The sequence below is a fragment of the Variovorax sp. J2L1-78 genome (assembly GCF_030317205.1).
In the GTDB taxonomy this organism is placed as follows: Bacteria; Pseudomonadota; Gammaproteobacteria; order Burkholderiales; family Burkholderiaceae_C; genus Variovorax; species Variovorax arabinosiphilus.
Window position 1 is genome coordinate 491,073 of the sequence record NZ_JASZYB010000004.1, and the last position, 26,303, is coordinate 517,375.

Sequence of the window (26,303 nt, forward strand, 5' to 3'; positions counted from 1 at the left end):
TCAGGCGGCGCGCTGCGCCTCGTCGATGCAGCGCAGGTAGTCGCGCGTCGTCGCGGTGTAGCCGAGCTCGAGGGCGTCCGACACGAAGGCATGACCGATCGACACCTCCTTCACGCCCGGCACCGCGCGCAGGAATTCGGTAAGGTTGTCGCGGCTCAGGTCATGGCCGGCGTTGACCTCGAGTCCGGCGGCCTGCGCCGCGCGGGCGGCCTCGGCGTACAGCGCCAGCACCGCATCGGCCCGCGAGGTGCCGCGCGAGGCGGCGTAGCCCTCGGTGTAGAGCTCGACGCGGTCGGCACCGACCGCCCTGGCCGCGGCCATCATCTCGGGCGCCGGGTCCATGAAGAGGCTGACGCGCACGCCGAGCTTCTTGGCTTCGGCGATCAGCGGGCGCAGACGCTCGGCGTCTTCCGGAAAGGTCCAGCCGTGGTCGCTGGTGGACTGGGTTTCGCTGTCGGGCACGAAGGTCGCCTGGTGCGGGCGGCAGTCGCGTACGAAGTCCATCAGGTTGTGGAAAGGGTTGCCTTCGATGTTGAACTCGGCGTCGGGCCAGTCGCGGGCCAGCAGGTCGGAGAGTTCGTGCACATCCTGCGCGCGGATGTGGCGCGCGTCGGGCCGGGGGTGCACGGTGATGCCCTTGGCGCCCGCGTCGAGGCAGACCGCGGCCGCGAAGAGCACGCTCGGGATGCCGAGGTGGCGTGTGTTGCGCACCAGGGCGACCTTGTTCAGGTTGACCGAAAGGGCCGTGAGAAGGGAAGGCGTGGTCATGGCGTTCAAAGGGCTTGCAGGTCCCGCATCATCTGCCGGGTGCGCAGGGTGGACACGCCGCAATGGTAGTTCAGCAGCACCCGCAACTGGGTTCGCAAGGCGCCGTTGTTGCCGGTGGTGAGCTGGGCGACGCAGCGCAGCGTGGTGGTGAAAGGGGCGCGGTCGTCCAGCGCTGCCTGGAGCGCTTGCCAGTCGGCACCGGCCAGCGCCGTTTCGTCGTCCGACGCTTCGCGCAGCCCCGCTTCGGGCAGCAAGGCATAGCGCACATCGTGCGACAGCGGCGCGAGGGTCGACGTCTCGGCGTCGAGCGCGGGCAGCAGGCCGACCTCGCGCAGCAGCAGCAGCTCGAAGGCCCGCAAGGCAGCCGCCTGCGTCGCGGCCTGGGCCCCGGCATGGTCGCCGGCCAGCACCTCGACCACACCGGCATAGGCGTCGAACAGCGCCTCGTGCGCGTCGTCGCGCGCCAGCAGGCGCAGCAGCAGCTCGTTGATGTAGTAGCCGGACATCAACGACTCACCGGTCGGCATGACATGGCCGCCCATCCATTCGGCGGCCTTCAGCGTGCGGATCTCGGCATCGCCACCGTAGTTGAGCTGCAGCGGCTGCAAGGGGAGCAGCACCGGGCGGAAGTTGGAACTCGGCCGTTTGGCGCCCTTGGCCACCACCGCGATGCGCCCGTGGTGGCGGGTGAAGGCTTCCAGGATGACGCTCGACTCGCTCCAGTCGTAGCGGTGCAGCACGTAGGCCGGCTCGTGGGAGACGCGGTGGGTGGCCACCGGCTGGCTATTCGTAGCCGAAGCTGCGCACGCGCGCCTCGTCGTCGGCCCAGCCCGAGCGCACCTTGACCCACAGCTCGAGGAACACCTTGGCGTCGGCCAGCTTCTCCAGTTCGACACGGGTCTCCATGCCGATGCGCTTGATGCGCTCGCCCTTGTCGCCGATCACCATGGCCTTGTGGCCATCGCGCTCGACCACGATGGTGGCGGCAATGCGCAGCAGGCGCTTCTGGCCCTTCTTCTGCGGCGGCTCTTCCTCGAACTTGTCGATGATGACCGTCGAGGTGTAGGGCAGCTCGTCGCCGGTCAGGCGGAACAGCTTCTCGCGCACCAGTTCGCCGGCCAGGAACTTCTCGCTGCGGTCGGTGAGTTCGTCCTGGTCGTAGAACCAGGGCTGCTCGGGCAGGTACTTGGCGCAGATGCCGAACAGGCGCTCGACGTCCTTCGCGTTCTTGGCCGACATGGGCACGAACTCGGCGAAGGCGTGCTTGCCCTGCATGGTCTGCAGCCAGGGCGCGATGTCGCCGCGGCGGTGGACGTTGTCGAGCTTGTTGGCCAGCAGCACGGTCGGGATGCCCTTGCCGAGCAGCTTGAGCACGCGCTCGTCGGCGGGCGTGAAGCTGCCTGCCTCGACCACGAACAGGATCAGGTCGACATCGCCGACCGCGCCCTGCACCGTCTTGTTGAGCGACTTGTTGAGGGCGTTGGCATGCAGCGTCTGGAAGCCCGGCGTGTCGACGAAGACGAACTGGGTCGCCCCCAGCGTGCGCATGCCTGTGATGCGGTGGCGCGTGGTCTGCGCCTTGCGTGAAGTGATGCTGATCTTCTGGCCGACCAGCGCGTTGAGCAGCGTCGACTTGCCGACGTTCGGCTTGCCGACGATGGCGATCAGGCCGCAGTGCTGCGGACCTTGCGGCACGGCGTCGGGCGCCACGGGGGTAGAGTCTTCTTCAGGGTCGCCAGGGGCGTCGTGGGTGATGTTCATTTTGCTTTCGTGCCGCGCGCCTTGAGCTGGATCAGCATCGCGGCGGCGGCGGCTTGTTCGCCAGCGCGGCGCGAGCCGCCGATGCCGCGCTCGGTCAGGCCCATCTCGACCACCTCGCACGCGACATCGAAGGTCTGTTTGTGGGCTGCCCCGAGCGTGCCGACCACGCGGTAGATGGGCAGCTTCATTTTGTGCCCCTGCAGCCATTCCTGCAATTCGGTCTTGGGATCCTTGGCGGCCGCGTCCATGCGCGGCGTGATCTCGACGGACTCGTAGAGCCGGTGGACCAGCGCCTGCGCCGCGGGGTAGCCCGCGTCGAGGTAGACGGCGCCGATCAGCGCTTCCAGCGCGTCGGCCAGAATCGAGGGGCGGTTCGGCCCGCCGGAGCGGGCCTCGCCCTCGCCCAGCCGCAGCAGCGGCGACAGCGCGAGTTTGATGGCCAGCTGATGCAGCGTGTCCTGCTTGACCAGGTTCGCCCGCACCCGCGACAGGTCGCCCTCGGGGAGTTCGGACAACCGCACGTAGAGCAGGTGCGACACCGCCAGATTCAGGACCGAGTCGCCGAGGAATTCGAGCCGCTCGTTGTGGTCGGCGGAGAAGCTGCGATGCGTGAGCGCGAGTTGCAGCAACCGCGCGTCGGCGAACGTGTGCCGGAGGCGCGCCTGCAGCGCAACAAGAGCGCCTTCTGCCACGGTCAGCGGGACTGGCCCTGGCCGCTGTACTTGAGCAACAGGTAGGCCGGGCCGAAGAGGTGGATCTCGCGGTCGTACGCGAAGGACACGACCACCTTGTCGCCGACCTTCTGCACGTCGAGGTCCTTGCCGCTCACCGACTTGAAGTCGTCGATGGCCTGGGCCCGGTCGAAGATCGACCGCACCTCGGGCACGGTCGAGCCCTCGGCCGCCTTGGTCGCTGCCTTCTGGATGGCCTGGTACTCGATCAGCGTGGGAATCACCTGCGCCACCACCACGCCGACGCACGCCAGCACGATGGCGACGAACAGCAGCCCGATGAATGAAATGCCCCGCTGCCTCGATGCCGAGACCGACCGATGTGCCCTCACTGCCATTGCTCTACCCCTCGATGGATTGCTTTTATTGGAACGCGCCGATGCGCCCGAGATTGCCGAAGTTCATCCAGACGAAGAAGGCGCGACCGACGATGTTCTTGTCCGGAACGAAGCCCCAGTAGCGCGAATCGAGCGAGTTGTCGCGGTTGTCACCCATCATGAAATAGTGACCCGCGGGCACCTTGCAGACCACGCCCTCGACACTGTAACGACAATTTTCCTGGTTCGGGAAGGCGATGACTTCCACCTCCGAGATGCCGGCACGGCGACTGTCGTCGTTGAGCAGCTTGTGCGTCTTGCCGCCGAGGTTCTCGGTGTACTGCTTGAGATAGCGCATGGTCTCCTCGTCGAAGTACTCCGGAATGGCGTCCTTGTTGACGGGCTGCCCGTTGATCGTCAGCTTCTTGTTCAGGTAGGCCACCTCGTCGCCCGGCAGGCCGACCACGCGCTTGATGTAGTCCAGGCTCGGCTTGGGCGGGTAGCGGAACACCATCACGTCACCCCGCGCAGGCGCGGTGCCTTCGGTGATCTTGGTGTTGAGCACCGGCAGGCGCAAGCCGTAAGTGAACTTGTTCACCAGGATCAGGTCGCCGGTGAGGAGCGTCGGCATCATCGAGCCGGACGGGATCTTGAAGGGCTCGAACAGGAAGGAACGCAGCAGGAACACGACCAGGATCACGGGGAACAACCCGGCGGTCCAGTCCAGCCACCACGGCTGCATCAGCAGCCGCTCGCGTGCCTTCGTATCGACGGTGTCGACCTGGGTGATGCCCTGGCGCGCCAGGTCCTCGCGGCGCTGGGCCAGCGAGGCCTCGAGCGTCTCGGCCGCACGCCGGCGCCGCGGCAGGAAATAGAAGCGCTCGGCCACCCAGTAGAGGCCGGTGACCACGGTCGCCAGGAACAGCAGCAGCGCGAAGTTGCCTTCGACGACGCCGAAATACCAGGCGCCGACATAGCCGGCAAACGCGGCGAGGATGAGGGAAGTGAGGAGTGCCATTTTTTAGTCTTCGACCTGCAGAATGGCGAGGAAAGCCTCTTGCGGGACTTCGACAGAGCCGATCTGTTTCATGCGTTTCTTGCCCGCCTTCTGCTTCTCGAGCAGCTTCTTCTTGCGGGAGATGTCGCCGCCATAGCACTTGGCGAGCACGTTCTTGCGCAGCGCCTTGATTGTCTCACGCGCGATGATGGTGACCCCGATGGCCGCCTGGATCGCGACGTCGTACATCTGGCGCGAAATGATCTCGCGCATCTTCGAGACGACCGCCCTGCCGCGGTACTGCGCCTGGCTGCGGTGCACGATGATCGACAGCGCGTCCACGCGGTCGCCGTTGAGCAGGATGTCGACCTTGACGACGTCGGACGCCCGGTATTCCTTGAACTCGTAGTCCATCGACGCGTAGCCGCGGCTCTGCGACTTCAGCTTGTCGAAGAAGTCCAGCACGATCTCGCCCAGCGGCATTTCGTAGGTCAGCATGACCTGGCGGCCGTGGTAGGCCATGTTCATCTGCACACCGCGCTTCTGGTTGGCCAGCGTCATGACGGCGCCGACGTATTCCTGCGGCATGTAGAGATGTACCGTGACGATCGGCTCGCGGATCTCGCTCATACGGCCGACGTCGGGCATCTTCGACGGGTTCTCCACCATGATGACTTCGCCGTCGTTTCGCACCACCTGGTAGACCACGCTCGGCGCGGTCGTGATGAGGTCCTGGTCGAATTCGCGCTCGAGCCGCTCCTGCACGATCTCCATATGCAGCAGGCCGAGAAAGCCGCAGCGGAAGCCGAAGCCGAGCGCCTGGCTCACCTCGGGCTCGTAGCGCAGGGACGAATCGTTGAGCTTGAGTTTTTCCAGCGCGTCGCGCAGCGACTCGTACTCGCTGGCCTCGGTCGGGTAGAGCCCGGCGAACACCTGCGGCTGGATTTCCTTGAAGCCGGGCAGCGCCTCGGTCGCCGTGGCGGCCGCACCGCCGGTGCCGGCCTTGATCAGCGTGACGGTGTCGCCAACCTTCGCGGCCTGCAGTTCCTTGATGCCCGCGATGATGTAGCCCACTTCGCCGGCCTCGAGCGATTCGCGCGGCTCGTTCGCCGGCGTGAAGACGCCCAGGCTGTCGGCGTTGTACGTTGCCCCCGAGGCCATCATCTTGATGCGCTCGCCCTTCGGGAGTCGGCCGTCGACGACGCGCACCAGCATCACGACGCCGACATACGGGTCGAACCAGCTGTCGACGATCATCGCGCGCAACGCCGCATCCGGATTGCCGCGCGGCGGCGGCACCTTGGCCACCACGGCTTCGAGGATCTCGTCGATGCCCATGCCGGTCTTCGCCGAACACGGGATCGCATCGGTCGCGTCGATGCCGATCACATCTTCGATCTCGGTGCGCGCGTTGTCAGGGTCGGCGTTCGGCAGATCCATCTTGTTGAGCACGGGCAGCACTTCGACGCCGAGGTCGAGGGCGGTGTAGCAGTTGGCCACCGTCTGCGCTTCGACGCCTTGCGATGCATCGACGACCAGCAACGCACCTTCGCAGGCAGACAGCGAGCGACTCACTTCGTACGAGAAGTCGACATGGCCCGGCGTGTCGATCAGATTGAGGTTGTAGACCTGTCCATCGCGTGCCTTGTAGTGCAGCGCGGCGGTCTGCGCCTTGATGGTTATCCCACGCTCTTTTTCGATGTCCATCGAGTCGAGCACCTGCGCTTCCATCTGGCGTTCTTCGAGACCGCCGCAACGCTGGATCAATCGGTCCGCAAGCGTCGACTTGCCATGGTCGATGTGCGCAATGATCGAAAAATTTCTGATGTGATTCATCAACGGGAACGCTTAAGTACTTGAATTGCCACGTACGCAGAACGCGTCAGGCAAGAAAAAAGGGCGCGTCCGAAAGAGACGCGCCCTGAACCAACAAGCAATGGCAACTGCAGTAGTTGGAGCTTCATTGTAGGCAAAAAGGGGAACGCGTACATGTCGGAACCGGGTCAGGAAGGCTCGTTGCAGGTCAGCAACAGGAAAGTTATAAACAGCTTATCAACAAAATCGGTGGGCAGCTTATGGGACAACTTGTGGGTGATCTGTGGAGCGACGGTGGACTGTCGCCGGGCTTACCGCATGGTGGAGAGCCCACGCACTCTTATGCATCCCCAGCGCTGCGTTGGCACCCTATTCTACTGAAATGCGTCGTTAGTCCGCATGTTAAGTTTGTGATCGCTAACTTCAAAAGACGTTTGACGCCTTCAAAAAAAATCCAGAAGCCGGCCAAAAGCGTTGGCTCCTCCCCAAAAAAAGGCCCCAAACCCGACTGCCGGGTGGGGCCACTTGACGCATCGGGGAGATTCAGCGCGCAGGTCGGATCAAGGTGTACTGCGCCCATTCGCCACGTCGGAAGAGCACGCTGACTGGCTTGGACTTGTCGGCCTTGCTTGCGGCGGCTTCGAATTCCTTGACGTTGGCGACCTCGATATTGCCGACGGCGAGGATGACATCGCCCTCCTTCAGACCCGCCCGCGCTGCGTTCTCGGTGGCGGCTTCGATCTTCACGCCACCGCGCAGCTTGATCTCCTTCTTTTGCGCTTCGGTCAGGTCGCTCACGGCGAGGCCAAGCGACTTCGCTGCAGCCGACGCGGCCGGCTTGGGCGTGGGTTCTTCGCGCTCGACCGCCGTGCGCGCTGGTTTGTCCGGCTCGATCTCCGCGACGGTGACGGACAGGTCGCGGGAGTTGCCTCGGCGGAACACCGTGAGCGTGCTCTTGGTCCCCGGCTTCGTGTTGCCCACGAGCCGCGGCAGATCACTCGGCTTCTCGATCGCCTTGCCGTCGAACTTGGTGATGATGTCGCCCGCTTCGACGCCGGCCTTCTCGCCCGGCGAGCCGGCCTCGACGCTGCGCACCAGTGCGCCCTGCGGCTTGCCCAGACCGATCGACTCGGCCACGTCTTTCGTCACCTGGTCGATGCTGACGCCGATGCGGCCGCGCGAAACGCGACCGGTGGCACGCAGTTGCTCGCTCACGCGGATCGCTTCGTCGATCGGAATCGAGAAGGAGATGCCCATGAAGCCCCCTGAGCGCGAGTAGATCTGGCTGTTGATGCCGACCACTTCGCCACGCATGTTGATCAGCGGTCCGCCGGAATTGCCCGGGTTGATCGCCACGTCGGTCTGGATGAAGGGCAGGTAGTCGCCCGTGTCGCGCTGCTTGGCGCTCACGATGCCGGCGGTCACCGTGTTCTCGAGGCCGAAGGGCGAGCCGATGGCCATCACCCATTCACCCACGCGCAGCTTCGACACGTCACCCATCTTCAGCGCGGGCAGGCCCGTGGCATCGATCTTCACGACGGCGACGTCGGTGCGCTTGTCGGCGCCGATGATCTTGGCCTTGAATTCGCGCTTGTCGGGCAGGGTGACCAGCACCTCGGATGCATCCTCGACGACGTGCGCATTGGTCATGACGAAGCCGTCCGGACTCAGGATGAAACCGGACCCCACGCCGCGAGGCCGCGATTCCTCCTGCGGTTCTTGCGGTCGGTTGGGTCGTGGCGGCGTCTGGCGCGGTTGGCCCGGCAGCGGTTGACCGAAGAAGCGGCGGAAGAACTCCTGCATCTCCTCGTCCATCTCGCCGTTGCCTGCGCCACGCTGGGCGACCTTCTCCACCGTCCGGATGTTGACCACCGACGGGCCGACCTGGTCGACCAGGTCGGTGAAGTCCGGCAACGTCCGGATCTGCGCCTGCGCTGCCGTGGTCGGCAGCGCGGCACCCACGGCCGACAAGGCCAGGGCGCAGGCGAACACATAGGACTGGAGTCTCTTTCCCTCGACTTGGAACGTCATCTTCGAATCTCTTTCAAGCAAAACTGCGAACAACACCGGGCTATGAATCCAGGTCGGCCGATTGGTTCAGTGCCGCCGGCCCCCACGCGCGCCCTGCCGGCCCGCCGCGTTCGTCAGCGCGTGCGAACCAGCCCCTGGGCAAAAGCCTGCAGCGTTTGCGGCGGCACTTCACCGACGATCGTCAGCCACCAGTCTCCACCTTTGTCGCTCAGTCGGCGCGTGAGCGTATAGGTCGCACCCAATGCCATCAAGGCCTCGCGTGGCTGGCGCTGCGCATCGTAGGGCTCCACGAAGAGCGACACCGAGGCCAGCCCGTCCGTGAAGGTCCATTGCATCGTGCGCTCGGGCTTGGCCTCGCCATCGAGTGCGCGCCGGTAGCAATTGACCGGCTTGAAACCCGGCACCGGCTCGCGCAGCGACCAACCCTCGGCGGCAGCGGTCGTGCGCTCAAGGGAAGACGCCTCTACCCGGTAGCCGGCGGTGTTGCCCATCATCTGGGCCAGTGCCTGCGTCTTCACCGGTGCTTCGAACTGCAATTCGGAGAAGGCCGACTGCTCCACCACCCGGCCGTCGCCGTCGACGGTCTGCAGCGCCACCACGAGGCCCGAGCGGCGCTCGCTCCACACCCGGTAGCCGAAGCGCAACCCGTCGCGCGGGGCGAGCTGGAGAACGTCGGCATCGAAGCCCGCCACACGGCCCTTGCCGAGCGCTCGCGCGTCGTAGAAATCGCCGATCGCCGAATCAGGTGCGCCTGGCAGATTCGGAAAGAAATCCAGGTTCTCACGCTTCTCGCTCTTGACGACCTTGTCCTCGGGGAAGAACGTCATCACGTGGTCGTTGCGGCGAAACGTGGAACGCGGTGCACCCGACAGCGCCTCGATGCGCTCCATCAGGACGTCGCCATCGGCGACATGCCAGATGCGTGAGCTCGACAGATTGCCGGTGGCCGCAGACACCACGAAGGTGCCGACATAGGTCCGCTGGCGAGAGGCCGCATGCATGCGGCGCAACCAGTCGACGGTGCTCAGCGTCGGCGGCTCAGGCAGCGCGGCGCCCGGCAACTTCGACGGTGCCGAGGGCGCGCGGGTCTGCGCCACGGCCCACTGCGCAACACAGAGGACGGAAAGCACCAGCAAGGTGCGGCGGAGGTTCATCGGTGGGGCGTTTGTCCGACGGTGGGCATCATGGGGTGGCTCAGCGCGAAGCGCCTTCGAAGGTGGCATTGCGCAGGAAACCGGAAGGCATCTGGGCACCGCCAGCGGCTTGCCGGTGCGCCTCGAGCAATTGGTCCAGTCGCGGATCGCGCAGCATCACCTGCGGCGCGCCGTTGCCAACGAGCACACGCGCCGTGGCGCCGGCGCTCGCACCGGGGGCGTTCTGTTGCATGGCCGCAAGCACCGACCCCTCGGAAGAAGCCTGCATCGGCGGAACCTGCTGCGAGGCCAATTGCGGACCCGAGGCCGGGACGGCAGCACCGTTGCCGACCCAGTTCCATCCGATCGCCGCCGCAGCGGCCAGCGACGCCACACCGGCCACCAGCTTCCAGCGGAACACGGGTTCGTTCGCGGCGTCGACGTGCAGGGCGGTGGGGGTGAATTCGGGCAGCACCGGCACCGCCTGCAGGGGCTTCACCGCCTCGGCCGTCAGCCGCGCCTGGAAACGCGCCAGAAACTGGCCGCTATCGGTACACGCCGAGTGCCGGCCTGCGCGCAACACATCGCCCACCACATGGTACGTGCGCCACGTGGCCTGAAGTTCGCCGTCCGCACAGACGCCATCGACGGCACGGGCAAAAGCCTCGCCCTGAAGCTGGCCGTCCGCCAAGGCGGACACCGCTTCGTGCACTGAATCTGGGGTATGTTTCATCTCGTTCACCTGCTTACCAACGCTTGCCGGACTGGTTGTCGAGCATGGGTTTGACCCGTGCCGAAATCGCTTCGCGCGCCCTGAATATGCGCGAGCGCACCGTGCCGATGGGACAACGCATGACCTCGGCAATTTCTTCATAACTCATGCCCTCGATCTCGCGCAGCGTGACCGCCTGCCGCAACTCGGCCGGCAAGGCCTCCATCGCGGCTTCGACCGCAGCCGCGATCTCGTTCGCAGCCATCACTGTTTCGGGGGTTTCGTCGGTGATTGGTTCGTTTCCCGGCCGGTAAGTTTCATCGTCTTCCGCAGAAGATGGCCGCAGCGCCGCCTCGGAGACGGTCGGGTCGCGCTTCATGTCGACCAGCGCCTTCTTGGCGGTGTTCACCGCGATCCGGTAGAGCCAGGTATAGAACTGGGCCTCGCCCCGGAACTGGTGCAAGGCCCGATAGGCCCGAATGAAGGTTTCCTGCGCGATGTCCTCGACCAGATCGACGTCACGCACCATCCGGCCGATGAGGCGCTCGATGCGCCGCTGGTACTTGATCACGAGCAGTTCGAAGGCCTTCTGGTCCCCTGCGACCGTGCGCTGGACAAGCTGGAAGTCGACCTCGCCGGGCCGCGGCTCCGCAGCGCCGGTCGAGGCAGCGTCGGGAGGAGCGGGTGGTGGGGAGGCTGTCATCGAAACGAAGGAGGCGCGCCGGGCGCCGATGCGGCCGGAGACATTCCGTCCGGTGCCGTCGCCGGGGCGCGCGAATATACCGCACGCCGCAGCGCCGTCCAACGCGAAGGGTCGGTGCGCCGTTCCAACCACAACCAGCGTTGGGACCGGCCGGCCTCGACCAGCCGAAGCAGCATCAGCACCTGCAGATCAAGACCCACCTGTACACGCGCTGCCGCCTGCGGTGCTCCTCGCCCCGACCACGACCAGTACTGCCCGTCGAAGCGCAGCAGGCCGACCTGGCGATGCCCGCCAAAGCGCCACGCGAGGCCGCCGGCCAGCAGCACGCTCCCCAGCAAAAGGAACGCGCGCACATCGAGGTCGCCCACGGACCAGACGGCGCCAAAAGCACCAGCTAGCCATAGCGTGGACAGGAGAAGCCGCGCCGCACGCGAAGGGCCCACGGGGAAACTCACCGCCGGGGCGCTGTGCATGGCGCGGCGTTCGTCAAGCGCGCTTGAACACCAGCGTGCCGTTGGTGCCGCCGAAACCGAAGTTGTTCTTGACGGCGACGTCGATCTTCATGTCCCGCGCCTCGTTGGCGCAGTAGTCGAGATCGCACTCCGGATCCTGGTTGAAGATGTTGATGGTCGGCGGGCTCTTCTGATGGTGCAACGCCAGCACGGTGAACACCGACTCGATGCCGCCGGCGCCGCCCAGCAGGTGGCCGGTCATCGACTTGGTCGAGTTGACAACCAGTTTCTTCGCGTGATCAGCGAAAGCCAGCTTGACCGCATTGGTCTCGTTGACGTCGCCGATCTGCGTCGAGGTGCCATGTGCATTCAGGTACTGCACCTCGTCGGCGTTGACGCCGGCGTTGGCCAGCGCCATCACCATCGAGCGGCGCGGGCCGTCGACATCGGGCGCGGTCATGTGGTATGCATCGCCGGTGAGGCCGAAGCCCGAGACTTCCGCATAGATCTTGGCGCCGCGGGCCTTGGCGCGTTCGTACTCCTCGAGCACCATCACGCCGGAGCCTTCACCCAGCACGAAGCCGTCGCGATCCTTGTCCCACGGACGCGACGCCGTGGCCGGGTCGTCGTTGCGGGTGCTCAATGCGCGCGGGGCCGTGAAGCCACCAATGCCGAGCGGAGAGATCGTGGACTCCGCGCCGCCGGCGATCATCACGTCGGCATCGCCGTATTCGATCATCCGTGCCGACGTGCCGATGGCATGCAGACCCGTGGTGCAGGCGGTCACGACGGCAATGTTCGGCCCTTTGAACCCGAACTTGATCGACACGTGGCCCGAGATCATGTTGATGATCGAGGCCGGCACGAAGAACGGCGAAATGCGGCGGGGGCCGCGGTTCGTGTATTCACCATGCGTCTCTTCGATCATCGGCAGACCGCCGATGCCGGAGCCGATGTTGCAACCGATGCGGACAGCATCTTCGTACGCCAGGGCATCGCCGGTCGGCAATCCGCTGTCCTGCACGGCCTGGATGGCGGCAGCAAACCCCAGATGAATGAAGCGGTCCATATGGCGCGCTTCCTTCTCGGTGATGTACTGGGTGATGTCGAAACCCTTCACTTCACCAGCGAACTTGCAGGCGAAGGCACTCGCATCGAAGGCGGTGATGTTCGCGATACCCGACTTCCCGGCCAATAGATTGGCCCAGGATTCGGAGACCGTGTTTCCGACAGGAGCGATGCAACCGAGTCCGGTCACGACGACGCGGCGTTTGGTCATGCCGGCAAACCTTTCTGGGGAAGCACCGAGGCCGTCTCGCGGTGCGCGCAGCGCCGAGGCGCTGCGGACCGGGACCGGCGCACGATGCGCGGCCGATCAGGCCTTTTGATTCTTGGAGGCGTAGTCGACGGCGTTCTGCACCGTCGTGATCTTCTCGGCATCTTCGTCGGGGATCTCGATGCCGAACTCGTCTTCGAGCGCCATCACCAGTTCGACCGTGTCGAGCGAGTCGGCACCCAGATCGGCAACGAAGGCCTTTTCGTTGGTGACTTGAGACTCTTCCACGCCGAGCTGCTCGGCGATGATTTTCTTGACACGTGCTTCGATATCGCTCATTTGGTTCCCTCTGAGGGTTTGTAAAGAATCGGTGGATTTTAGCCGGCCGGCCTGGGCCAGTTGCCTCACGGGCCGTACGGAAAACGAATTGCGCCAGGCGCTTACATGTGCATGCCGCCGTTGACGTGCAGTTCCTGTCCCGTCACATAGGCCGCCTGCGGCGAAGCCAGGTATGCCACCGCATGCGCGATGTCGGACGGCTTGCCCAGATGCCCCAGCGGAATCTGCGAAAGCAGCGCCTGCTGTTGCGCCTCTGGAAGGCTGGCCGTCATGTCGGTCTCGATGAAACCAGGGGCGACGCAGTTCACGGTGATGTTGCGGCTGCCCAGCTCGCGTGCGAGCGCGCGGGTCATGCCGGCCACACCGGCCTTGGCGGCCGCGTAGTTGGCCTGGCCGGCGTTGCCGGAGGCGCCCACGACGCTCGTGATGTTGATGATGCGCCCGTAGCGCTGCTTCATCATCGGACGGATGGCCGCGCGCGACAGGCGGAAGACGGCCTTGAGGTTGGTGTCGAGCACCGCGTCCCAGTCGTCGTCCTTCAGGCGCATGGCCAGCATGTCGCGCGTGATGCCCGCGTTGTTGACCACCACGTGCAGCCCGCCGTGCGTCTTGACGATCTCTTCGACCAGCGCGTCGAGCGCAGCGCCGTCGTTGACGTCGAGCGCGCGGCCCTCGCCGCCGAATGCGCCCAGCGCCGTCGTGATCTTCTGTGCGCTGTCCTCGGTCGTACCGGTGCCGATGACCTTCAGGCCGTGATGGGCCAGTTCCAGGGCGATGGCGGCGCCGATGCCGCGCGACGCGCCGGTCACCAGGGCGATCTGCCCTTCGAATTTGATGGTACTCATGGGGTGTTCAGCAGTTGACGGGTCTCGGCGAGCGTCGCCGGATCGTAGACCGTCGCCGTGACAAGGTCAGGCGCGATGCGCTTGACCATACCGGACAGCACGCGACCCGGCCCGCACTCGACGATGGCGGCGACGCCGCGCGCTTTCAAGGCCTGCACGCCTTCGACCCAGCGCACCGGACCGGCGGCTTGGCGAACGAGCGCGTCGCGGATGCGCTCCGGCGCGGTTTCGACCGCGACATCGATGTTGTTCAGCACCGGAATGCGGGGCGCCGCGAACTCGACCGACGCCAGCTTCTCGCGCAGCGCCTCGGCAGCAGGCCGCATCAGGCTGGAATGGAAGGGTGCCGACACCGGCAGCGGCAACGCGCGTTTGGCCCCGCTCGCCTTGAGCACCTCGCAAGCCTTGTCGACAGCAGCCTTGCTGCCGGCGATCACCGTCTGCATCGGGTCGTTGAAATTCACGGCTTCGACGCATTCGGCGCTGCCGGCACCGAAGCTCGCGGTGACTTCCGCGCAGCCGGCGATCACTTGGTCGGCCGCCATGCCGAGCACCGCGGCCATGGCACCGGCGCCGACCGGCACCGCCTGCTGCATCGCCTGCGCGCGAAAGCGCACCAACGGCGCGGCCTGCGCCAGTGTCAGCACGCCGGCCGCGACCAGCGCCGAGTACTCGCCCAGCGAATGGCCCGCGACGACGTCCGGCGTTGCGCCACCCTCGGCCAACCAGGCGCGCCAGGCGGCGACGCCGGCCACGAGCATCACCGGCTGTGTGTTGGTCGTCAGGGCCAGCGCTTCTTTGGGCCCGGTGCGGATGAGTTCTCCCAGGTCTTCGTCGAGCGCCGCGGAGGCTTCCCGCAGGGTCTCCGCCACGGCGGGGTGGTCACCCCATGCGTCGAGCATGCCGACCGCCTGGGATCCCTGCCCTGGAAATACGAATGCGAAGGAAGTCATGGTCTCTTGTATTGGTCTGATGCAAACGTCCGGGCGAACTGCGGCGCGCCCTCGGCGTTCACAGGGTCAGGAGCACGGCGCCCCAGGTGAACCCGCCGCCCACGCCCTCGAGCATGACGGTTTCCCCTTTTTTGACTTTGCCGCTGCGCACGGCGTCATCCAGCGCCAGTGGAATCGAGGCGGCCGAGGTGTTGCCGTGGTCGTGCACCGTCACCACCAGCTTTTCCCGTGGCAGCTTCAACTTCTTCGCCGTGCCTTCCATGATGCGGATGTTGGCCTGGTGCGGAATGAGCCAGTCGATGTCGGCTTCGGTCTTCCCTGCCTTCGCCAGCGTCGCGCGCGCGGCATCTTCCAGTACGCGGACGGCGAGCTTGAAGACGGCCTGCCCGTCCATGTGCAGCAGCGGCGTGCCCAGCACCTTGCCGCCGGAAACGTGACCGGGCACGCACAGGATGCCGACATGCTTGCCATCGGCATGCAGGTCGCTCGCCAGGATGCCCGGCGTCTCGCTGGCCTCCAGCACCACGGCACCGGCGCCGTCGCCGAACAGCACGCAGGTCGTGCGGTCGTTGAAATCGAGGATGCGCGAGAACACCTCCGCGCCGACCACCAACGCACAGCGCGCACTGCCGGTCTTGATCATGGCGTCGGCCACCGTGAGCGCGTAGACGAAACCGCTGCACACCGCCTGGACGTCGAAGGCCGGGCAGCCGGCAATGCCGAGCTTGTGCTGCAGGATCGCCGCCGACGATGGGAACACCATGTCCGGCGTCGAGGTGGCGACGATGATCAGGTCGATGTCTTCGGCCTTACGTCCCGCGGCTTCGAGGGCGCGCCTCGAGGCTTCCAGGCCCAGGTCGCTGCTGGTCACATCCGGTTCGGCAAAGTGGCGCGCGCGGATGCCGGTGCGCTCGACGATCCATTGGTCGGAGGTCTCGATGCCGCGCTCAGCCAGTTCGCGGGCAAGTTCGTCATTGGTCACGCGGCGGGGCGGCAGATAGCTGCCTGTGCCGGAAATGCGAGAGAAAGGGGTCATCAGACGGGGAGCGATGTCGCGTCAACCGGGGCCGCCGACTCAGCCCGCGCCAGCAGTGGCGCGGCATGGGCGATGCGGGCCCGCACGCGATCGAGCAGGTTGTTGCGAGCGGCATCATAAGCGCGATCCAGCGCGTAGCCGAACGCCACCTCGTCGGCCGAGCCATGGCTCTTGAAGACCAGGCCGCGCAAGCCCAACAACGCCGCCCCGTTGTAGCGACGGTGATCCAGCCGCTTTTTAAGCGCTTTTAGGACCGGATAGGACACGATTGCCGCAAACTTGCTGAAGAGGCCGTTCGAATACTCGAAGCGCAGGAAGTCGACGATCATGGCCGCCACGCCCTCGGTCGCCTTCAGCGTCACATTGCCGACAAAACCGTCACAGACTACGATGTCCGTCGTGCCCTTGAAAATGTCGTTGCCCTCGACGTTGCCGTAGAAGTTCAGGTCCTTCGACTTGGCGGCCACTCGAAGCAGTTGACTGGCTTTTTTGATCGTTTCACTGCCTTTGATGGCCTCTTCGCCGACATTGAGCAAGCCCACGGTCGGCGACTCGTTGCCCGTCAGCGCCGACACCAGCGCCGAACCCAGCACGGCGAACTGCAAGAGGTCTTCGGCATCACAGTCCACATTCGCACCGAGGTCCAGCACGGTGGTGGCGCCGCCCTTGCTGTTGGGAAGCTGCGGCGCGATGGCCGGACGGTCGATGCCTTCGAGCGTCTTTAGGAGATAACGCGCGATGGCCATCAAAGCCCCCGTATTACCCGCAGATACGGCCGCCTGAGCACTGCCGTCCTTGACCTGCTGGATGGCCACGCGCATGGAGGAATCTTTTTTCTTGCGCAGCGCGATCTCGATCGGATCGTCCATGGCGACCACCTCGGTCGCCGGGACGATGACGGCCCGTGGATGCGAGAAATCCTTGAGCGCCTCGGGCAGACCGACCAGACGCAACGACGCCTCGGGATGGCGCTCCAGAAATGCCCGGCAGGCCGGCAGCGTGATGCGCGGGCCATGGTCGCCGCCCATGCAATCCACGGCGAGCGTGATTGCGGCGGCAGCGGGAAGGAAAGAGGGGGAAATAGCCATCAAAACAAAGGCCCGACGCTACGCAAGAAGTAGCTTCGGGCCTTGGCCTTGAATCTCGAGGATTAAGACTCGGATTTGGTCTTCAGCACCTTGCGGCCACGGTAGAAGCCGTTCGGGCTGATGTGGTGACGCAGATGGATTTCGCCCGTGGTGGGTTCCACGGCGATGCCGGGCACGCCCAGCGCGTTGTGGGAACGGTGCATGCCGCGCTTGGAAGGCGACTTCTTGTTTTGCTGGACGGCCATGATGGCTCCTGGAATTCGGTTGGGTGGTGGGCAATGCGGGGCGGCATCGACACAGAATCCCTCAAGACCTGGCCAACGGCGGCGCGCGCGAAGCCCACGATTATAGCGCGGACGCGCTCGATGCGCTACCCGCCCCGCAAAACTCACCCCGGCTTGCGGCCGCGCAGCGCGTCGAGCGCGGCGAAGGGGTTGGCGGCGGCCTCCTCCGCCTCCTCGAAGCCGGGATCGGCCACCGAGAGCTGGACAGGCACCGGGCACACCTCATGCCGCGGCGTGACGGGCACTTCCATGAGCAACTCGTCTTCGATCAGTGCCAGCAGGTCGAAGTCGCGTGCCGCCACCAGCACATCCTCGTCGGATGCCTCGTCCTCGAGCGCCGCCGTCTCCTCGTCGACCGCGAAACGGAATGCGCGATCGACCGTCAGCGGCAATTGGACCGGTGTCAGGCAACGCTGGCAGACGAAAGGCAGGGTCGCCTCGACGCGCAGGTGAAGCCAGGGCGCCAGGGCGCCGTCGCCGCCAGCGCGGCGTTCGCCGGTCGCTTCCCAGGTGACACGGGTGTCGGCGGCAGGTTCAGCCAGCTCGGAGCCGAGCCGCTCGAGGTCCGACACGGGCGTTTCCCCGGTCAGGGTGTCCGCCGCGGTCGCAAAGGCGTTCACGTCGATCCGTGATGCTGCAAATTCTCTGTTCATCCCGGCCAGTCTAAACCGCTCGCGCACAATCGGCGCCATGCCACGCACGCTGATCCTCGCCTCGACATCCCGCTACCGCCGCGAACTGCTGGACCGCCTCCGCCTGCCCTACGAGGTGCATGCGCCGGGCGTGGACGAAACCCCGTTGGCCGGCGAAACCCCGCTGGCGCTGTCGCAGCGGCTGGCCCTGGCCAAGGCCCGTGCCGTCGCTGACCGGTTTCCCGAGGCGATCGTGATCGGCTCGGACCAGGTGGCCGACCTGAACGGCGAACCGCTCGGAAAGCCCGGCGACCATGCGCGGGCCACGCTGCAACTGCGGCGCATGCGGGGACAGACGCTGGTGTTCCAGACGGCGGTGGCCGTCGTCTGCGCGGCCACCGGCTTCAGCGCACACGAGGTCGCCCCGGTGCGCGTGACCTTCCGCCCGATCAGCGACGACGCCATCGAGCGCTACCTGCGCGCCGAGGAGCCCTACGACTGCGCCGGCAGCGCCAAGAGCGAAGGCCTTGGCATTGCCCTGCTGGAGGCGATCGACAGCGACGACCCGACCGCCCTCGTCGGCCTGCCCCTGATCCGCACCTGCCGGATGCTGCGCGCGGCAGGCGTCGACCTGCTATGAGCGCCCCTCCGATGACGGGAACACCGGCCGAGAAGGTCGTCGGCAGGCTGTACCTGGTTCCTGCGCCGCTCGACTTCGGGTGCGACGTCCAGGCACCGCTGCAGGACGTGCTGCCCCTGGGCACACTCCAGACCGCAGCGCAGATCACGCACTGGATCTGCGAGAACGCCAAATCGGCGCGCGCCTACCTCAAGCGGATCGATGCGGTCGCCCCGCTGGCAGCGCCGGTGCAGGCGCAGCACATCCAGGAACTGCCACGGGAGGTGCACAAGAAGGGCGACCACACCGGCCAGTTCGACGCTCGCCCGCTGCTGGCCGCGGCGCTCGAAGGCCACGATGTCGGGCTGCTCAGCGAGGCCGGCATGCCGGCCGTGGCCGACCCGGGCTCGTCGGTCGCGCGTGCTGCGCACGAACTCGGCATCGCGGTCGTGCCGTTGACCGGGCCGGTGTCACTGCTGCTCGCACTCGCTGCGAGCGGCTTGAACGGCCAGAACTTCGCCTTCGTGGGCTACCTGCCGCAGGATGCCACTGCGCGCGTACAGCGCATCCGCGAGCTCGAAGCGCTGGCCTTGCGCAGCGGCCAGACCCAGCTCTTCATCGAGACGCCCTACCGCAACGCCGCCCTGCTCCAGGCCCTGACGCAGACCCTGCAGCACCATACCCGGCTGGCCGTGGCGCGCGGCCTGACGCTGACGACCTCGGAGGTGCGCAGCGAGACGGTCAAGACGTGGCGCGCCCGGCCGCCGGCCCTGGACGATCGCCTGCCAGCCGTCTTCGCGATCGGGCGCTGAGCCGCTTCAGCGCAGCGCCGGCGCGCTGTGCAAGGCGCGCATCGAGGCGTCGCCCATGGCGGCACCGAACTTCTTGGCCAGCTTTTCGGCGACGTTGTCGCGACGGGTGTAGTCGATGACCTCTTCCGCCTTGATCACCTCGCGGGCGACGAAATCGACATTGCCCAACTGATCGGCCAGGCCCAGGTCGACGGCCTGCTGACCGCTCCAGAACAGGCCGCTGAACAGGCCGGGCGTGTCGGTCTTGAGGCGATCGCCGCGGCCTTTCTTGACCACGTCGATGAACTGCGCGTGGATCTGGTTGAGCATCTGCTGCGCGTGGCCTCGCTGCGCGTCACTCATCGGGCTGAACGGGTCCAGAAAGCCCTTGTTCTCGCCGGCCGTGAGCAGGCGGCGCTCGACGCCTAGCTTTTCCATCGTGCCGGTGAAGCCGAAGCCGTCCATCAGCACGCCGATGCTGCCGACGATGCTGGCCTTGTCGACGTAGATCTTGTCCGTGGCCGCGGCGATGTAGTACGCGGCCGAGGCGCAGCTTTCCTCGACGACCGCGTACACCGGCTTGTTGTGCTTGGCCTTCAGGCGGCGGATCTCGTCGTTGATGATGCCGGCCTGCACCGGGCTGCCGCCCGGCGAGTTGATGAGCAGGACCACCCCCTTGGCGCCGGCGTCCTCGAAGGCGGTCTTCATGGCCGCCACGACGAACTCGGCGCTCGCATCCGCGCCGTTGGCGATCTCGCCCTTGATCTCGACCACGGCCGTGTGCGCGGTCGCGGTGGCCGTGCTGGGCGCGGCGCGCGACAGGGCCAGCCACACCAGGAAGATGAAGAAGGCGAGCCAGGAGAGGCGCACGAAGGTCTTCCAGCGCCGTGTGGCGCGCTGCTCGCGCAGCGAGCCGAAGGCGAGTTTCTCGAGGGTGGCACGCTCCCAGCCGGGCTGCGTGGTCGGATCGTTCTTGGACATGGGGGTGGGGGATGGCGCGCCCGAAATCGGCGCGGGACGTTCGAAAGGCTCGAAACCCTGGGGTTCCGTGCGGGTGGGATCGGTCATGGCTGTAGAGCAGGCCACCATCGCAAGATGGCCGGAATGGGTCGGAGGGTCGGATTCCTAGAAGGCGATCGGCTGGAGGTTCCAGTCAGTATGCCAGTGCACCACGCCATCTCTCTCGCTCAATTCGATCTTCACGAGCCCGCCGCGGCACGGCCCGCCCTCGCAGGCGCCGGTGTCCGGGCGGTAGGCGGCACCGTGGGTGGCGCACAACAACCACTGGCCGGTGTCGTCGAAGAATCGGTCGGGCTGGTAGTCCATCTCCATCGCGATGTGGCTGCAGCGGTTGAGATAAGCGTGGGGCTGGCCTTCGAAGCGGACCGCGAAGGCCCGGCAGGTTTCTCCGCCGTGAACCACGTCGAAGGAGACGGCCAGCCCCCCTTCCACCAGATCGGACGAGTTGCACAGCGCAATGATGTCGGTCATGGACAGATCCTGAAAACGCGGGCTCGACCCGGCTCAGGCATTGTCGAGCAGCCAGCCGGACAAATCGTCGACCGAATGGGCGACATGCAGCGGATTCAAGGGCGCGAAGCTGTCCGGCTCGTGCGCCCCGTAACTGACGCCGACGCTGGCGCAGCCCGCATTGAGCGCCAGCTGCAGGTCGTGCGTGGTGTCGCCGATCATCAGGGTGCGCTCGGCCGGCACATCCAATTCCTCCATCAGTTCAAGCAGCATGCGCGGATGCGGCTTGCCGTGGGTCTCGTCCGCGGTGCGGGAGCTGTCGAAGCGATGGCGCATCGGCGCGCCGGCCAGCGCCTCGTTCAGGCCGCGCCGGGACTTGCCGGTCGCGACGGCCAGCAGGTGGCCGCGTGCCTTGAGCGCATCGAGCATCGGCAGCACGCCGTCGAAGAGCATCACGTCGTCCTGGTGCTGCAGGTAGTGATAACGGTAGCGCGCGCCCAGCTCGGGATACTTCTCGCGCGGCACGTCGGGTGCGGCGCGCGCCAACGCCTCGGCCAGGCCCAGGCCGATCACCCAGGCCGCGTCGCGTTCGCTCGGCATGGCGCCGCCGACGTCGACCACGGCGGACTGGATGCAGCGCGCGATGAGCTGCGTGGAGTCGTAGAGCGTGCCGTCCCAGTCGAAGACGATCAGGTCGAAGCGTTGGGGGGAGTGTTCGGTCATGGAGAAGAAGTCGACAACGGGATGGCAAGGGCGGCCGTGGCAGACGGCGGCATCAGGGTGGCGAGCTCCGGCGGCAGGTCGGCCTGGAGCGCGGTTCGCTCGCCGGTCGCAGGGTGGTTGAACTGGAGCCGCCACGCATGCAGGAACATGCGCTTGAGCCCGCACTTCTGCAAGGCCCGGTTGCGCTCGAACGCACCGTACTTGTCGTCGCCGGCGATCGGATGTCCTGCAGAGGCCAGATGCACGCGAATCTGGTGCGTCCGCCCGGTCTTGATGGTGACGGCCAACAGCGACATCGGTGTCGCGTCGCCGGGGAGGGTCACCGCCGCCAGCACGCGTACCAGTGTGACGGCCTGCATCGCGTCGGGATGGTCCTTGGCGACGACGCGCACGCGGCGCTCGCCGTCGGGCAACAGGTACTTGGCCAAGGGTGTGTCCAGCACCTTCTTGTTGGCGGGCCAGACGCCCTCGACCAGCGCCAGGTAGGTCTTGCCGGTTTCGCGCTCGCGGAACTGGTCCTGCAGCGCCGTGAGCGCGCTGCGCTTCTTGGCCACCAGCAGGATGCCGGATGTTTCCCGGTCCAGGCGATGCACCAGTTCGAGGAACTTCGCCTGGGGGCGGGCGGTGCGCAGTTGCTCGATGACGCCGAAGCTCACGCCGCTGCCGCCATGAACGGCCACGCCGGCGGGCTTGTCGATGGCGATCAACGCGTCGTCTTCATGGAGAAGCGGGAATTCGCGGGCGGGCGCGGGCGGCGTGGCCCCCTCTTCGGAGCGCGCCGCCACGCGCACCGGTGGCAGCCGCAGCACGTCGCCGGTCGCGATGCGGGTGTCGGCCTGGACGCGGCCCTTGTTGATGCGGACCTCGCCCGACCGGATGATCCGGTAGACGTGCGTCTTCGGCACACCCTTGAGTTGACGGAACAGGAAGTTGTCCAGCCTCTGACCCGCCGATTCTTCATCGACTGTCATAAAACGTACTTCGGACGCGCCGGGCTCCGGCTTCGCACCTATAATGTTTTTCACCAGCGCGGTCTTGTAAGTGCTTGATTAAACAGAAGTTTAGAGCACCGCCAAAAGCGCTGGAAGGTCGATGCCACTTTGGTGCTCGAGCCTGCAAACCCCGCGCTAGAGCGCAAAGTGGCAGGCCAGGCGCACAAGTCAAGCCGACGCCCACGAAACACCGATACGGAATACCCAGCCGGCAGGCTCCAAGCGGCCGGCGGATTGAAGCGAGTTCTCTTGTGTTGATGCTGTTGATTCAACTGTGCCTGCGCTGGCCCACCTGGCTGTTGCCAGCGGCCCGCGGCATCGGATCGACAGCGGCCCGCGCGACCCCTGTCGCGCAGCCCGCTACCCACAACGTGGCGCGTCAACACCACATCGGGCTCGCGCCCATCCACGCGCCCCCTCCTCCACTGTCATTGAGCTGACGCTCTGGTCGGCCGACTGCATTTGCGCGGCGTCCGGCAGGATGGTGAAGGAACAGCGGCAATTCCCCTGGTTTCGCAGGCGTCGTCCGTGCATCGTTGGCCCGTCATGGGCCGGTAGAACGACATACAAGGACAACGCATCATGAAGCGGATGCTGATCAATGCCACGCAGGCCGAAGAACGCCGCCTGGCCATCGTCGATGGGCAGAAGCTCCTCGACTACGAGATCGAGATCGAAGGGCGCGAACAGCGCAAGGGCAACATCTACAAGGCGGTCGTGACCCGCGTCGAGCCCTCGCTCGAAGCCTGTTTCGTCGATTACGGCGAAGACCGCCACGGTTTCCTGCCATTCAAGGAAATCTCCAAGCAGTACTTCGCCGAAGGCGTGTCGGCCAGCCAGGCCCGCATCCAGGATGCGATCCGCGAAGGCCAGGAACTGGTCGTGCAGGTCGAGAAGGAAGAGCGCGGCAACAAGGGCGCCGCCTTGACCACCTTCGTGTCGCTGGCCGGCCGTTACGTCGTGCTGATGCCGAACAACCCGCGCGGCGGCGGCGTCTCGCGCCGCATCGAGGGCGACGACCGGGCCGAGCTCAAGGAAGCGATGGACCAGCTCGAGTACCCGAAGGGCATGAGCATCATCGCGCGCACCGCCGGCATCGGCCGCGCGGCGCCCGAACTCCAGTGGGACCTGAACTACCTGCTCAAGCTCTGGACCGCCATCGACGGCGCCGCCAAGGGCGGCAAGGGCGCGTTCCTGATCTACCAGGAATCGTCGCTCGTCATCCGCGCCATCCGTGACTACTTCAATCACGACATCGGCGACATCCTGATCGACACCGACGACATCTACGAGCAGGCGCAGCAGTTCATGGCGCACGTCATGCCCGAGCATGCCGCCCGTGTGAAGCGCTACCGCGACGACGCGGCACTGTTCAGCCGCTTCCAGATCGAGCACCAGATCGAATCGGCCTATGCCCGCACGGTGCAACTGCCGTCGGGCGGCGCCATCGTGATCGACCACACCGAGGCGCTGGTGTCGATCGACGTGAACTCGGCCCGCGCCATCAAGGGCGGCGACATCGAAGAGACCGCCACCCGCACCAACCTCGAAGCCGCCGACGAAGTGGCCCGCCAGATGCGCCTGCGCGACCTGGGCGGCCTGATCGTCATCGACTTCATCGACATGGACGAGTCGAAGAACCGCCGCGAGGTCGAAAGCCGCCTGCGCGACGCGCTGCGCCAGGACCGCGCCCGGGTGCAGTTCGGCTCGATCAGCAAGTTCGGCCTGATGGAGATGAGCCGCCAGCGCCTGAAGCCAGCGCTGTCGGAAGGCTCGTCGATCCCCTGCCCCCGTTGCGGCGGCTCGGGCCACATCCGCGACACCGAATCGAGCGCGCTGCAGATCCTGCGCATCATTCAGGAAGAGTGCCTGAAGGACAACACGGCCGCCGTGCACGTGCAGGTGCCGGTCGAAGTGGCATCGTTCCTGCTGAACGAGAAGCGCCCCGAGATCGCCAAGATCGAGCTCAAGCAGCGCGTCACCGTGCTGATGGTGCCGAACAAGACTTTCGAGACGCCCCACTACAAGCTCGAACGCCTGAAGCACGACGACCCGCGCCTGGACCACATCGAAGCCAGCTACAGGATGGCCGAAGAGGTGGAAGACCCGACCTCGGTCACCCGTCGGTCGCAGGAGCCGACCAACCGGCAGACGCCTGTGATCAAGGGCGTGCTGCCGGACGCACCGGCACCGGTGGTGCCGGCGAAGGCCGAACCCGTTCAGGCGGCGACCGTCGCCGCTGCTGTGACGCCGCCCGCCGCCCCCGTGGCTGCACCGGCGCCAGCACCGGCCGAGCGCGGCTTCTTCGGCTTCATCAAGAGCCTGTTCGGCGGCGGTGCTTCGGCACCTTCGCCCGCGCAAACGCCGACCGCGATGCCCGCCAGTGCGATTCCTGTCGAGGCGCCCAAGCCCACACGTCGCGACGGCCGCGGTAGCCGCGACGGTGAATCCCGAGCAGCACGCGACGGCGAGCAACGCCGCGGCGGACGTGGCGAAGGACGTGGCGGCCGTGATGGCGAGCAGCGCCGCGGTGGACGCGGTGGAGAGCGCCGCAACGGCGAGCGCAGCACCGAAGCGCGCAGCGACGCACCGGTGCGCGAAGCCCGTGAACCGCGTGAGCCCCGGGAACCGCGCGAAGGCCGCGGCCCGCGCGACGGCGAACAACGCCGCAATGGACGCGGCGAGCGTCGTGACACCGATCGTCCGGTGTCGCTGGAAGGCACCGAGGGCTTGCAGGACCAGTTGCCGACAGCGGTCGCGGACAGCGACAGCCTCCCCACCCCGGTCGAGCGCGCACCGCGCGGCCGAGGCGAACGTCGCGAGCGTGGTGAACGCAACGGCGAAGCGCGGGAACGCAGCAACGGCGACATGCCGACGCGCGCGCTCAATGGCGAGACCCCGTCTGCCGACGCCGCAGCGTCGGAGCGCGCCCCCCGCGAAGAGCGCGCACCGCGCGGTGAAGGTCGCCGCGAGCGCCGTGGCAGCGAAGGCACCGTCCGTTCGGACAGCCAGGCCGGCCAAATGGCCGATCTGCCATCGGACGGGCTCGAGACCAGCCAGGACGCCGCCACGCCCTCGGCCGACCCGTCGGCGCGTCGCGATGGCGACGAGCGGCGCGGCCGCACGCGCGACCGCTACGGTCGCGACCGCCGCGAACGCGCGCCGCGCGAGGGTGACGACGCCGCCGTGACACCGCTTCCCGAGGCGGACGGCGTCGAAACCGAGGCGCCTGTGGTGCTGGCCCCCATCGAGGCGCCCGCCGAAGTGACACCGCCAGCGCGTCGTGCCGAACCCGTAGCTCGCCCGGTCGCTCCGCCTGTCGCCGTCGAAGCGGTCCCGCCCCGCCACGGCCGGCGTCCGCTGCCCAAGGTGCAGCCTTTCGAACTGCCGCTGGCCGACCTCGCCCAGGTCGCCGAGGGCTCGGGCCTGCAATGGGTGAATTCCGACGCCGAGCGCGTCGCGCAGGTGCGCGCGGCGATCGCCAACGAGCCCAAGCCGATCCACGTGTCGCGCGAGCGCCCGCCGGCGATCGTCATCGATGACGGCCCACTGGTTCTGGTCGAGACGCGCCGCAACCTGGCGGCGACCACCTTGCCGTTCGAGCGCGAGGCCGGCGACAACCGCTGAGTCCCGCCGGAGGCCGCTGCAATGGCGGCCTCCTTTCTTTCTTGCAAAGGGTCCGGCCGCCTCCATCCGGATGGCGGCGGCGATTCTTTCGCCTCGTGCGTCAGCCGATCAGCGCTGCGACACCTTCAATTCCTGTCCATCACACCGTCGCCACCCGAGCGCCATTCGTTCGCGAATCGTTGTTTGCGTGTCCTCATGTATCCGTCAG

Annotated in this window: 27 protein-coding genes; 3 read left to right on the forward strand and 24 right to left on the reverse strand. The window is 66.5% G+C overall.

The window, feature by feature from the left end; translation table 11 throughout:
- From QTH86_RS25065 to QTH86_RS25160, 20 genes are all read right to left on the reverse strand, one after another.
- Nucleotides 1-768 carry a pyridoxine 5'-phosphate synthase gene (locus QTH86_RS25065; protein WP_286648886.1) on the reverse strand — a complete coding sequence of 256 codons (768 nt, stop codon included), beginning with the start codon at nt 766-768 and terminating at the stop codon, nt 1-3.
- Nucleotides 769-773: 5 nt separating this feature from the next.
- Nucleotides 774-1,544, reverse strand: a complete 771-nt coding sequence (recO, locus tag QTH86_RS25070) for a DNA repair protein RecO (RefSeq protein WP_286648887.1) — start codon at nt 1,542-1,544, stop codon at nt 774-776.
- A gap of 7 nt (nt 1,545-1,551) precedes the next feature.
- Nucleotides 1,552-2,529: a GTPase Era gene (gene era / locus QTH86_RS25075; protein WP_286648888.1), complete on the reverse strand. Its 978-nt coding sequence runs from the start codon at nt 2,527-2,529 to the stop codon at nt 1,552-1,554.
- Nucleotides 2,526-3,221, reverse strand: a complete 696-nt coding sequence (gene rnc / locus QTH86_RS25080) for a ribonuclease III (protein ID WP_286648889.1) — start codon at nt 3,219-3,221, stop codon at nt 2,526-2,528. The genes era and rnc overlap by 4 nt, the downstream gene beginning before the upstream one ends.
- Before the next feature lie 2 nt (nt 3,222-3,223).
- Entirely contained in the window at nt 3,224-3,598 is a 375-nt protein-coding gene (locus QTH86_RS25085; RefSeq protein WP_444814078.1) for a DUF4845 domain-containing protein, read from the reverse strand.
- A gap of 25 nt (nt 3,599-3,623) precedes the next feature.
- Nucleotides 3,624-4,595: a signal peptidase I gene (gene lepB / locus QTH86_RS25090; protein WP_286648890.1), complete on the reverse strand. Its 972-nt coding sequence runs from the start codon at nt 4,593-4,595 to the stop codon at nt 3,624-3,626.
- Between the two features lie 3 nt (nt 4,596-4,598).
- Nucleotides 4,599-6,410 (reverse strand): translation elongation factor 4, encoded by a 1,812-nt coding sequence (gene lepA, locus QTH86_RS25095; RefSeq protein ID WP_286648891.1) that lies wholly within the window; start codon nt 6,408-6,410, stop codon nt 4,599-4,601.
- Between the two features lie 522 nt (nt 6,411-6,932).
- On the reverse strand, nt 6,933-8,420 hold the full coding sequence (locus QTH86_RS25100) for a DegQ family serine endoprotease (RefSeq protein WP_286648892.1): 1,488 nt from the start codon (nt 8,418-8,420) through the stop codon (nt 6,933-6,935).
- 113 nt (nt 8,421-8,533) lie between these two features.
- On the reverse strand, nt 8,534-9,574 hold the full coding sequence (locus QTH86_RS25105) for a MucB/RseB C-terminal domain-containing protein (protein WP_286648893.1): 1,041 nt from the start codon (nt 9,572-9,574) through the stop codon (nt 8,534-8,536).
- 40 nt (nt 9,575-9,614) lie between these two features.
- On the reverse strand, nt 9,615-10,286 hold the full coding sequence (locus tag QTH86_RS25110) for a sigma-E factor negative regulatory protein (RefSeq protein WP_286649121.1): 672 nt from the start codon (nt 10,284-10,286) through the stop codon (nt 9,615-9,617).
- Between the two features lie 13 nt (nt 10,287-10,299).
- On the reverse strand, nt 10,300-10,968 hold the full coding sequence (gene rpoE, locus QTH86_RS25115; RefSeq protein WP_286648894.1) for an RNA polymerase sigma factor RpoE: 669 nt from the start codon (nt 10,966-10,968) through the stop codon (nt 10,300-10,302).
- Nucleotides 10,965-11,336, reverse strand: a complete 372-nt coding sequence (locus QTH86_RS25120; protein WP_286648895.1) for a hypothetical protein — start codon at nt 11,334-11,336, stop codon at nt 10,965-10,967. The genes rpoE and QTH86_RS25120 overlap by 4 nt, the downstream gene beginning before the upstream one ends.
- 118 nt (nt 11,337-11,454) lie before the next feature.
- On the reverse strand, nt 11,455-12,699 hold the full coding sequence (fabF, locus tag QTH86_RS25125; RefSeq protein ID WP_286648896.1) for a beta-ketoacyl-ACP synthase II: 1,245 nt from the start codon (nt 12,697-12,699) through the stop codon (nt 11,455-11,457).
- Nucleotides 12,700-12,795: 96 nt separating this feature from the next.
- A complete protein-coding gene (acpP, locus tag QTH86_RS25130) occupies nt 12,796-13,035 on the reverse strand; it encodes an acyl carrier protein (RefSeq protein WP_140843300.1) in 240 nt (79 codons plus the stop codon).
- A 101-nt stretch (nt 13,036-13,136) separates the two neighbouring features.
- A complete protein-coding gene (fabG, locus tag QTH86_RS25135) occupies nt 13,137-13,880 on the reverse strand; it encodes a 3-oxoacyl-ACP reductase FabG (RefSeq protein WP_286648897.1) in 744 nt (247 codons plus the stop codon).
- Nucleotides 13,877-14,833 (reverse strand): ACP S-malonyltransferase, encoded by a 957-nt coding sequence (gene fabD, locus QTH86_RS25140; RefSeq protein ID WP_286648898.1) that lies wholly within the window; start codon nt 14,831-14,833, stop codon nt 13,877-13,879. Before fabD ends, fabG begins: the two co-directional genes overlap by 4 nt.
- A gap of 58 nt (nt 14,834-14,891) precedes the next feature.
- A complete protein-coding gene (locus QTH86_RS25145; protein WP_286648899.1) occupies nt 14,892-15,869 on the reverse strand; it encodes a beta-ketoacyl-ACP synthase III in 978 nt (325 codons plus the stop codon).
- On the reverse strand, nt 15,869-16,957 hold the full coding sequence (gene plsX / locus QTH86_RS25150) for a phosphate acyltransferase PlsX (protein ID WP_286648900.1): 1,089 nt from the start codon (nt 16,955-16,957) through the stop codon (nt 15,869-15,871). The genes QTH86_RS25145 and plsX overlap by 1 nt, the downstream gene beginning before the upstream one ends.
- A 62-nt stretch (nt 16,958-17,019) precedes the next feature.
- Nucleotides 17,020-17,202 carry a 50S ribosomal protein L32 gene (gene rpmF / locus QTH86_RS25155; RefSeq protein ID WP_286648901.1) on the reverse strand — a complete coding sequence of 61 codons (183 nt, stop codon included), beginning with the start codon at nt 17,200-17,202 and terminating at the stop codon, nt 17,020-17,022.
- A gap of 143 nt (nt 17,203-17,345) precedes the next feature.
- Entirely contained in the window at nt 17,346-17,894 is a 549-nt protein-coding gene (locus tag QTH86_RS25160; protein ID WP_286649122.1) for a YceD family protein, read from the reverse strand.
- 37 nt (nt 17,895-17,931) lie between these two features.
- On the opposite strand from QTH86_RS25160, the gene QTH86_RS25165 reads away from it, so the two are divergent.
- Together QTH86_RS25165 and QTH86_RS25170 are read left to right on the forward strand one after the other, a co-directional pair.
- Entirely contained in the window at nt 17,932-18,513 is a 582-nt protein-coding gene (locus QTH86_RS25165; protein ID WP_286648902.1) for a Maf family protein, read from the forward strand.
- Between the two features lie 11 nt (nt 18,514-18,524).
- The gene (locus QTH86_RS25170) at nt 18,525-19,304 is read left to right on the forward strand and encodes an SAM-dependent methyltransferase (protein WP_286648903.1); all 780 of its coding nucleotides are present in this window, start codon (nt 18,525-18,527) and stop codon (nt 19,302-19,304) included.
- A gap of 6 nt (nt 19,305-19,310) precedes the next feature.
- Here QTH86_RS25170 and QTH86_RS25175 read toward each other — a convergent pair whose 3' ends face one another.
- The 4 genes from QTH86_RS25175 to QTH86_RS25190 are packed head-to-tail and all read right to left on the reverse strand — an operon-like array spanning nt 19,311 to nt 22,501.
- Nucleotides 19,311-20,351 carry a S49 family peptidase gene (locus QTH86_RS25175; protein WP_286648904.1) on the reverse strand — a complete coding sequence of 347 codons (1,041 nt, stop codon included), beginning with the start codon at nt 20,349-20,351 and terminating at the stop codon, nt 19,311-19,313.
- A 57-nt stretch (nt 20,352-20,408) separates the two neighbouring features.
- Complete coding sequence (locus QTH86_RS25180; RefSeq protein ID WP_286648905.1) at nt 20,409-20,774, reverse strand: Rieske (2Fe-2S) protein; 366 nt, start codon at nt 20,772-20,774, stop codon at nt 20,409-20,411.
- 33 nt (nt 20,775-20,807) lie between these two features.
- Nucleotides 20,808-21,476, reverse strand: a complete 669-nt coding sequence (locus tag QTH86_RS25185; RefSeq protein WP_286648906.1) for an HAD family hydrolase — start codon at nt 21,474-21,476, stop codon at nt 20,808-20,810.
- A complete protein-coding gene (locus QTH86_RS25190; protein ID WP_444814080.1) occupies nt 21,473-22,501 on the reverse strand; it encodes an RluA family pseudouridine synthase in 1,029 nt (342 codons plus the stop codon). Before QTH86_RS25190 ends, QTH86_RS25185 begins: the two co-directional genes overlap by 4 nt.
- A 549-nt stretch (nt 22,502-23,050) precedes the next feature.
- Between QTH86_RS25190 and QTH86_RS25195 the strand changes: the two genes are divergently transcribed.
- A complete protein-coding gene (locus tag QTH86_RS25195; RefSeq protein WP_286648907.1) occupies nt 23,051-26,095 on the forward strand; it encodes a ribonuclease E/G in 3,045 nt (1,014 codons plus the stop codon).
- Nucleotides 26,096-26,303: the final 208 nt, after the last annotated feature.

Bases quoted from the DNA above. Each gene is read 5' to 3' on its own strand.
- QTH86_RS25065 (WP_286648886.1), bottom strand. From the start codon at position 768: ATGACCACGCCTTCCCTTCTCACGGCCCTTTCGGTCAACCTGAACAAG.
- era (WP_286648888.1), bottom strand. From the start codon at position 2,529: ATGAACATCACCCACGACGCCCCTGGCGACCCTGAAGAAGACTCTACC.
- QTH86_RS25085 (WP_444814078.1), bottom strand. From the start codon at position 3,598: ATGGCAGTGAGGGCACATCGGTCGGTCTCGGCATCGAGGCAGCGGGGC.
- lepB (WP_286648890.1), bottom strand. From the start codon at position 4,595: ATGGCACTCCTCACTTCCCTCATCCTCGCCGCGTTTGCCGGCTATGTC.
- lepA (WP_286648891.1), bottom strand. From the start codon at position 6,410: ATGAATCACATCAGAAATTTTTCGATCATTGCGCACATCGACCATGGC.
- QTH86_RS25100 (WP_286648892.1), bottom strand. From the start codon at position 8,420: ATGACGTTCCAAGTCGAGGGAAAGAGACTCCAGTCCTATGTGTTCGCC.
- QTH86_RS25105 (WP_286648893.1), bottom strand. From the start codon at position 9,574: ATGAACCTCCGCCGCACCTTGCTGGTGCTTTCCGTCCTCTGTGTTGCG.
- QTH86_RS25110 (WP_286649121.1), bottom strand. From the start codon at position 10,286: ATGAAACATACCCCAGATTCAGTGCACGAAGCGGTGTCCGCCTTGGCG.
- rpoE (WP_286648894.1), bottom strand. From the start codon at position 10,968: ATGACAGCCTCCCCACCACCCGCTCCTCCCGACGCTGCCTCGACCGGC.
- fabF (WP_286648896.1), bottom strand. From the start codon at position 12,699: ATGACCAAACGCCGCGTCGTCGTGACCGGACTCGGTTGCATCGCTCCT.
- acpP (WP_140843300.1), bottom strand. From the start codon at position 13,035: ATGAGCGATATCGAAGCACGTGTCAAGAAAATCATCGCCGAGCAGCTC.
- fabG (WP_286648897.1), bottom strand. From the start codon at position 13,880: ATGAGTACCATCAAATTCGAAGGGCAGATCGCCCTGGTGACCGGCGCG.
- fabD (WP_286648898.1), bottom strand. From the start codon at position 14,833: ATGACTTCCTTCGCATTCGTATTTCCAGGGCAGGGATCCCAGGCGGTC.
- QTH86_RS25145 (WP_286648899.1), bottom strand. From the start codon at position 15,869: ATGACCCCTTTCTCTCGCATTTCCGGCACAGGCAGCTATCTGCCGCCC.
- plsX (WP_286648900.1), bottom strand. From the start codon at position 16,957: ATGGCTATTTCCCCCTCTTTCCTTCCCGCTGCCGCCGCAATCACGCTC.
- rpmF (WP_286648901.1), bottom strand. From the start codon at position 17,202: ATGGCCGTCCAGCAAAACAAGAAGTCGCCTTCCAAGCGCGGCATGCAC.
- QTH86_RS25160 (WP_286649122.1), bottom strand. From the start codon at position 17,894: ATGAACAGAGAATTTGCAGCATCACGGATCGACGTGAACGCCTTTGCG.
- QTH86_RS25165 (WP_286648902.1), top strand. From the start codon at position 17,932: ATGCCACGCACGCTGATCCTCGCCTCGACATCCCGCTACCGCCGCGAA.
- QTH86_RS25170 (WP_286648903.1), top strand. From the start codon at position 18,525: ATGACGGGAACACCGGCCGAGAAGGTCGTCGGCAGGCTGTACCTGGTT.
- QTH86_RS25175 (WP_286648904.1), bottom strand. From the start codon at position 20,351: ATGACCGATCCCACCCGCACGGAACCCCAGGGTTTCGAGCCTTTCGAA.
- QTH86_RS25180 (WP_286648905.1), bottom strand. From the start codon at position 20,774: ATGACCGACATCATTGCGCTGTGCAACTCGTCCGATCTGGTGGAAGGG.
- QTH86_RS25185 (WP_286648906.1), bottom strand. From the start codon at position 21,476: ATGACCGAACACTCCCCCCAACGCTTCGACCTGATCGTCTTCGACTGG.
- QTH86_RS25195 (WP_286648907.1), top strand. From the start codon at position 23,051: ATGAAGCGGATGCTGATCAATGCCACGCAGGCCGAAGAACGCCGCCTG.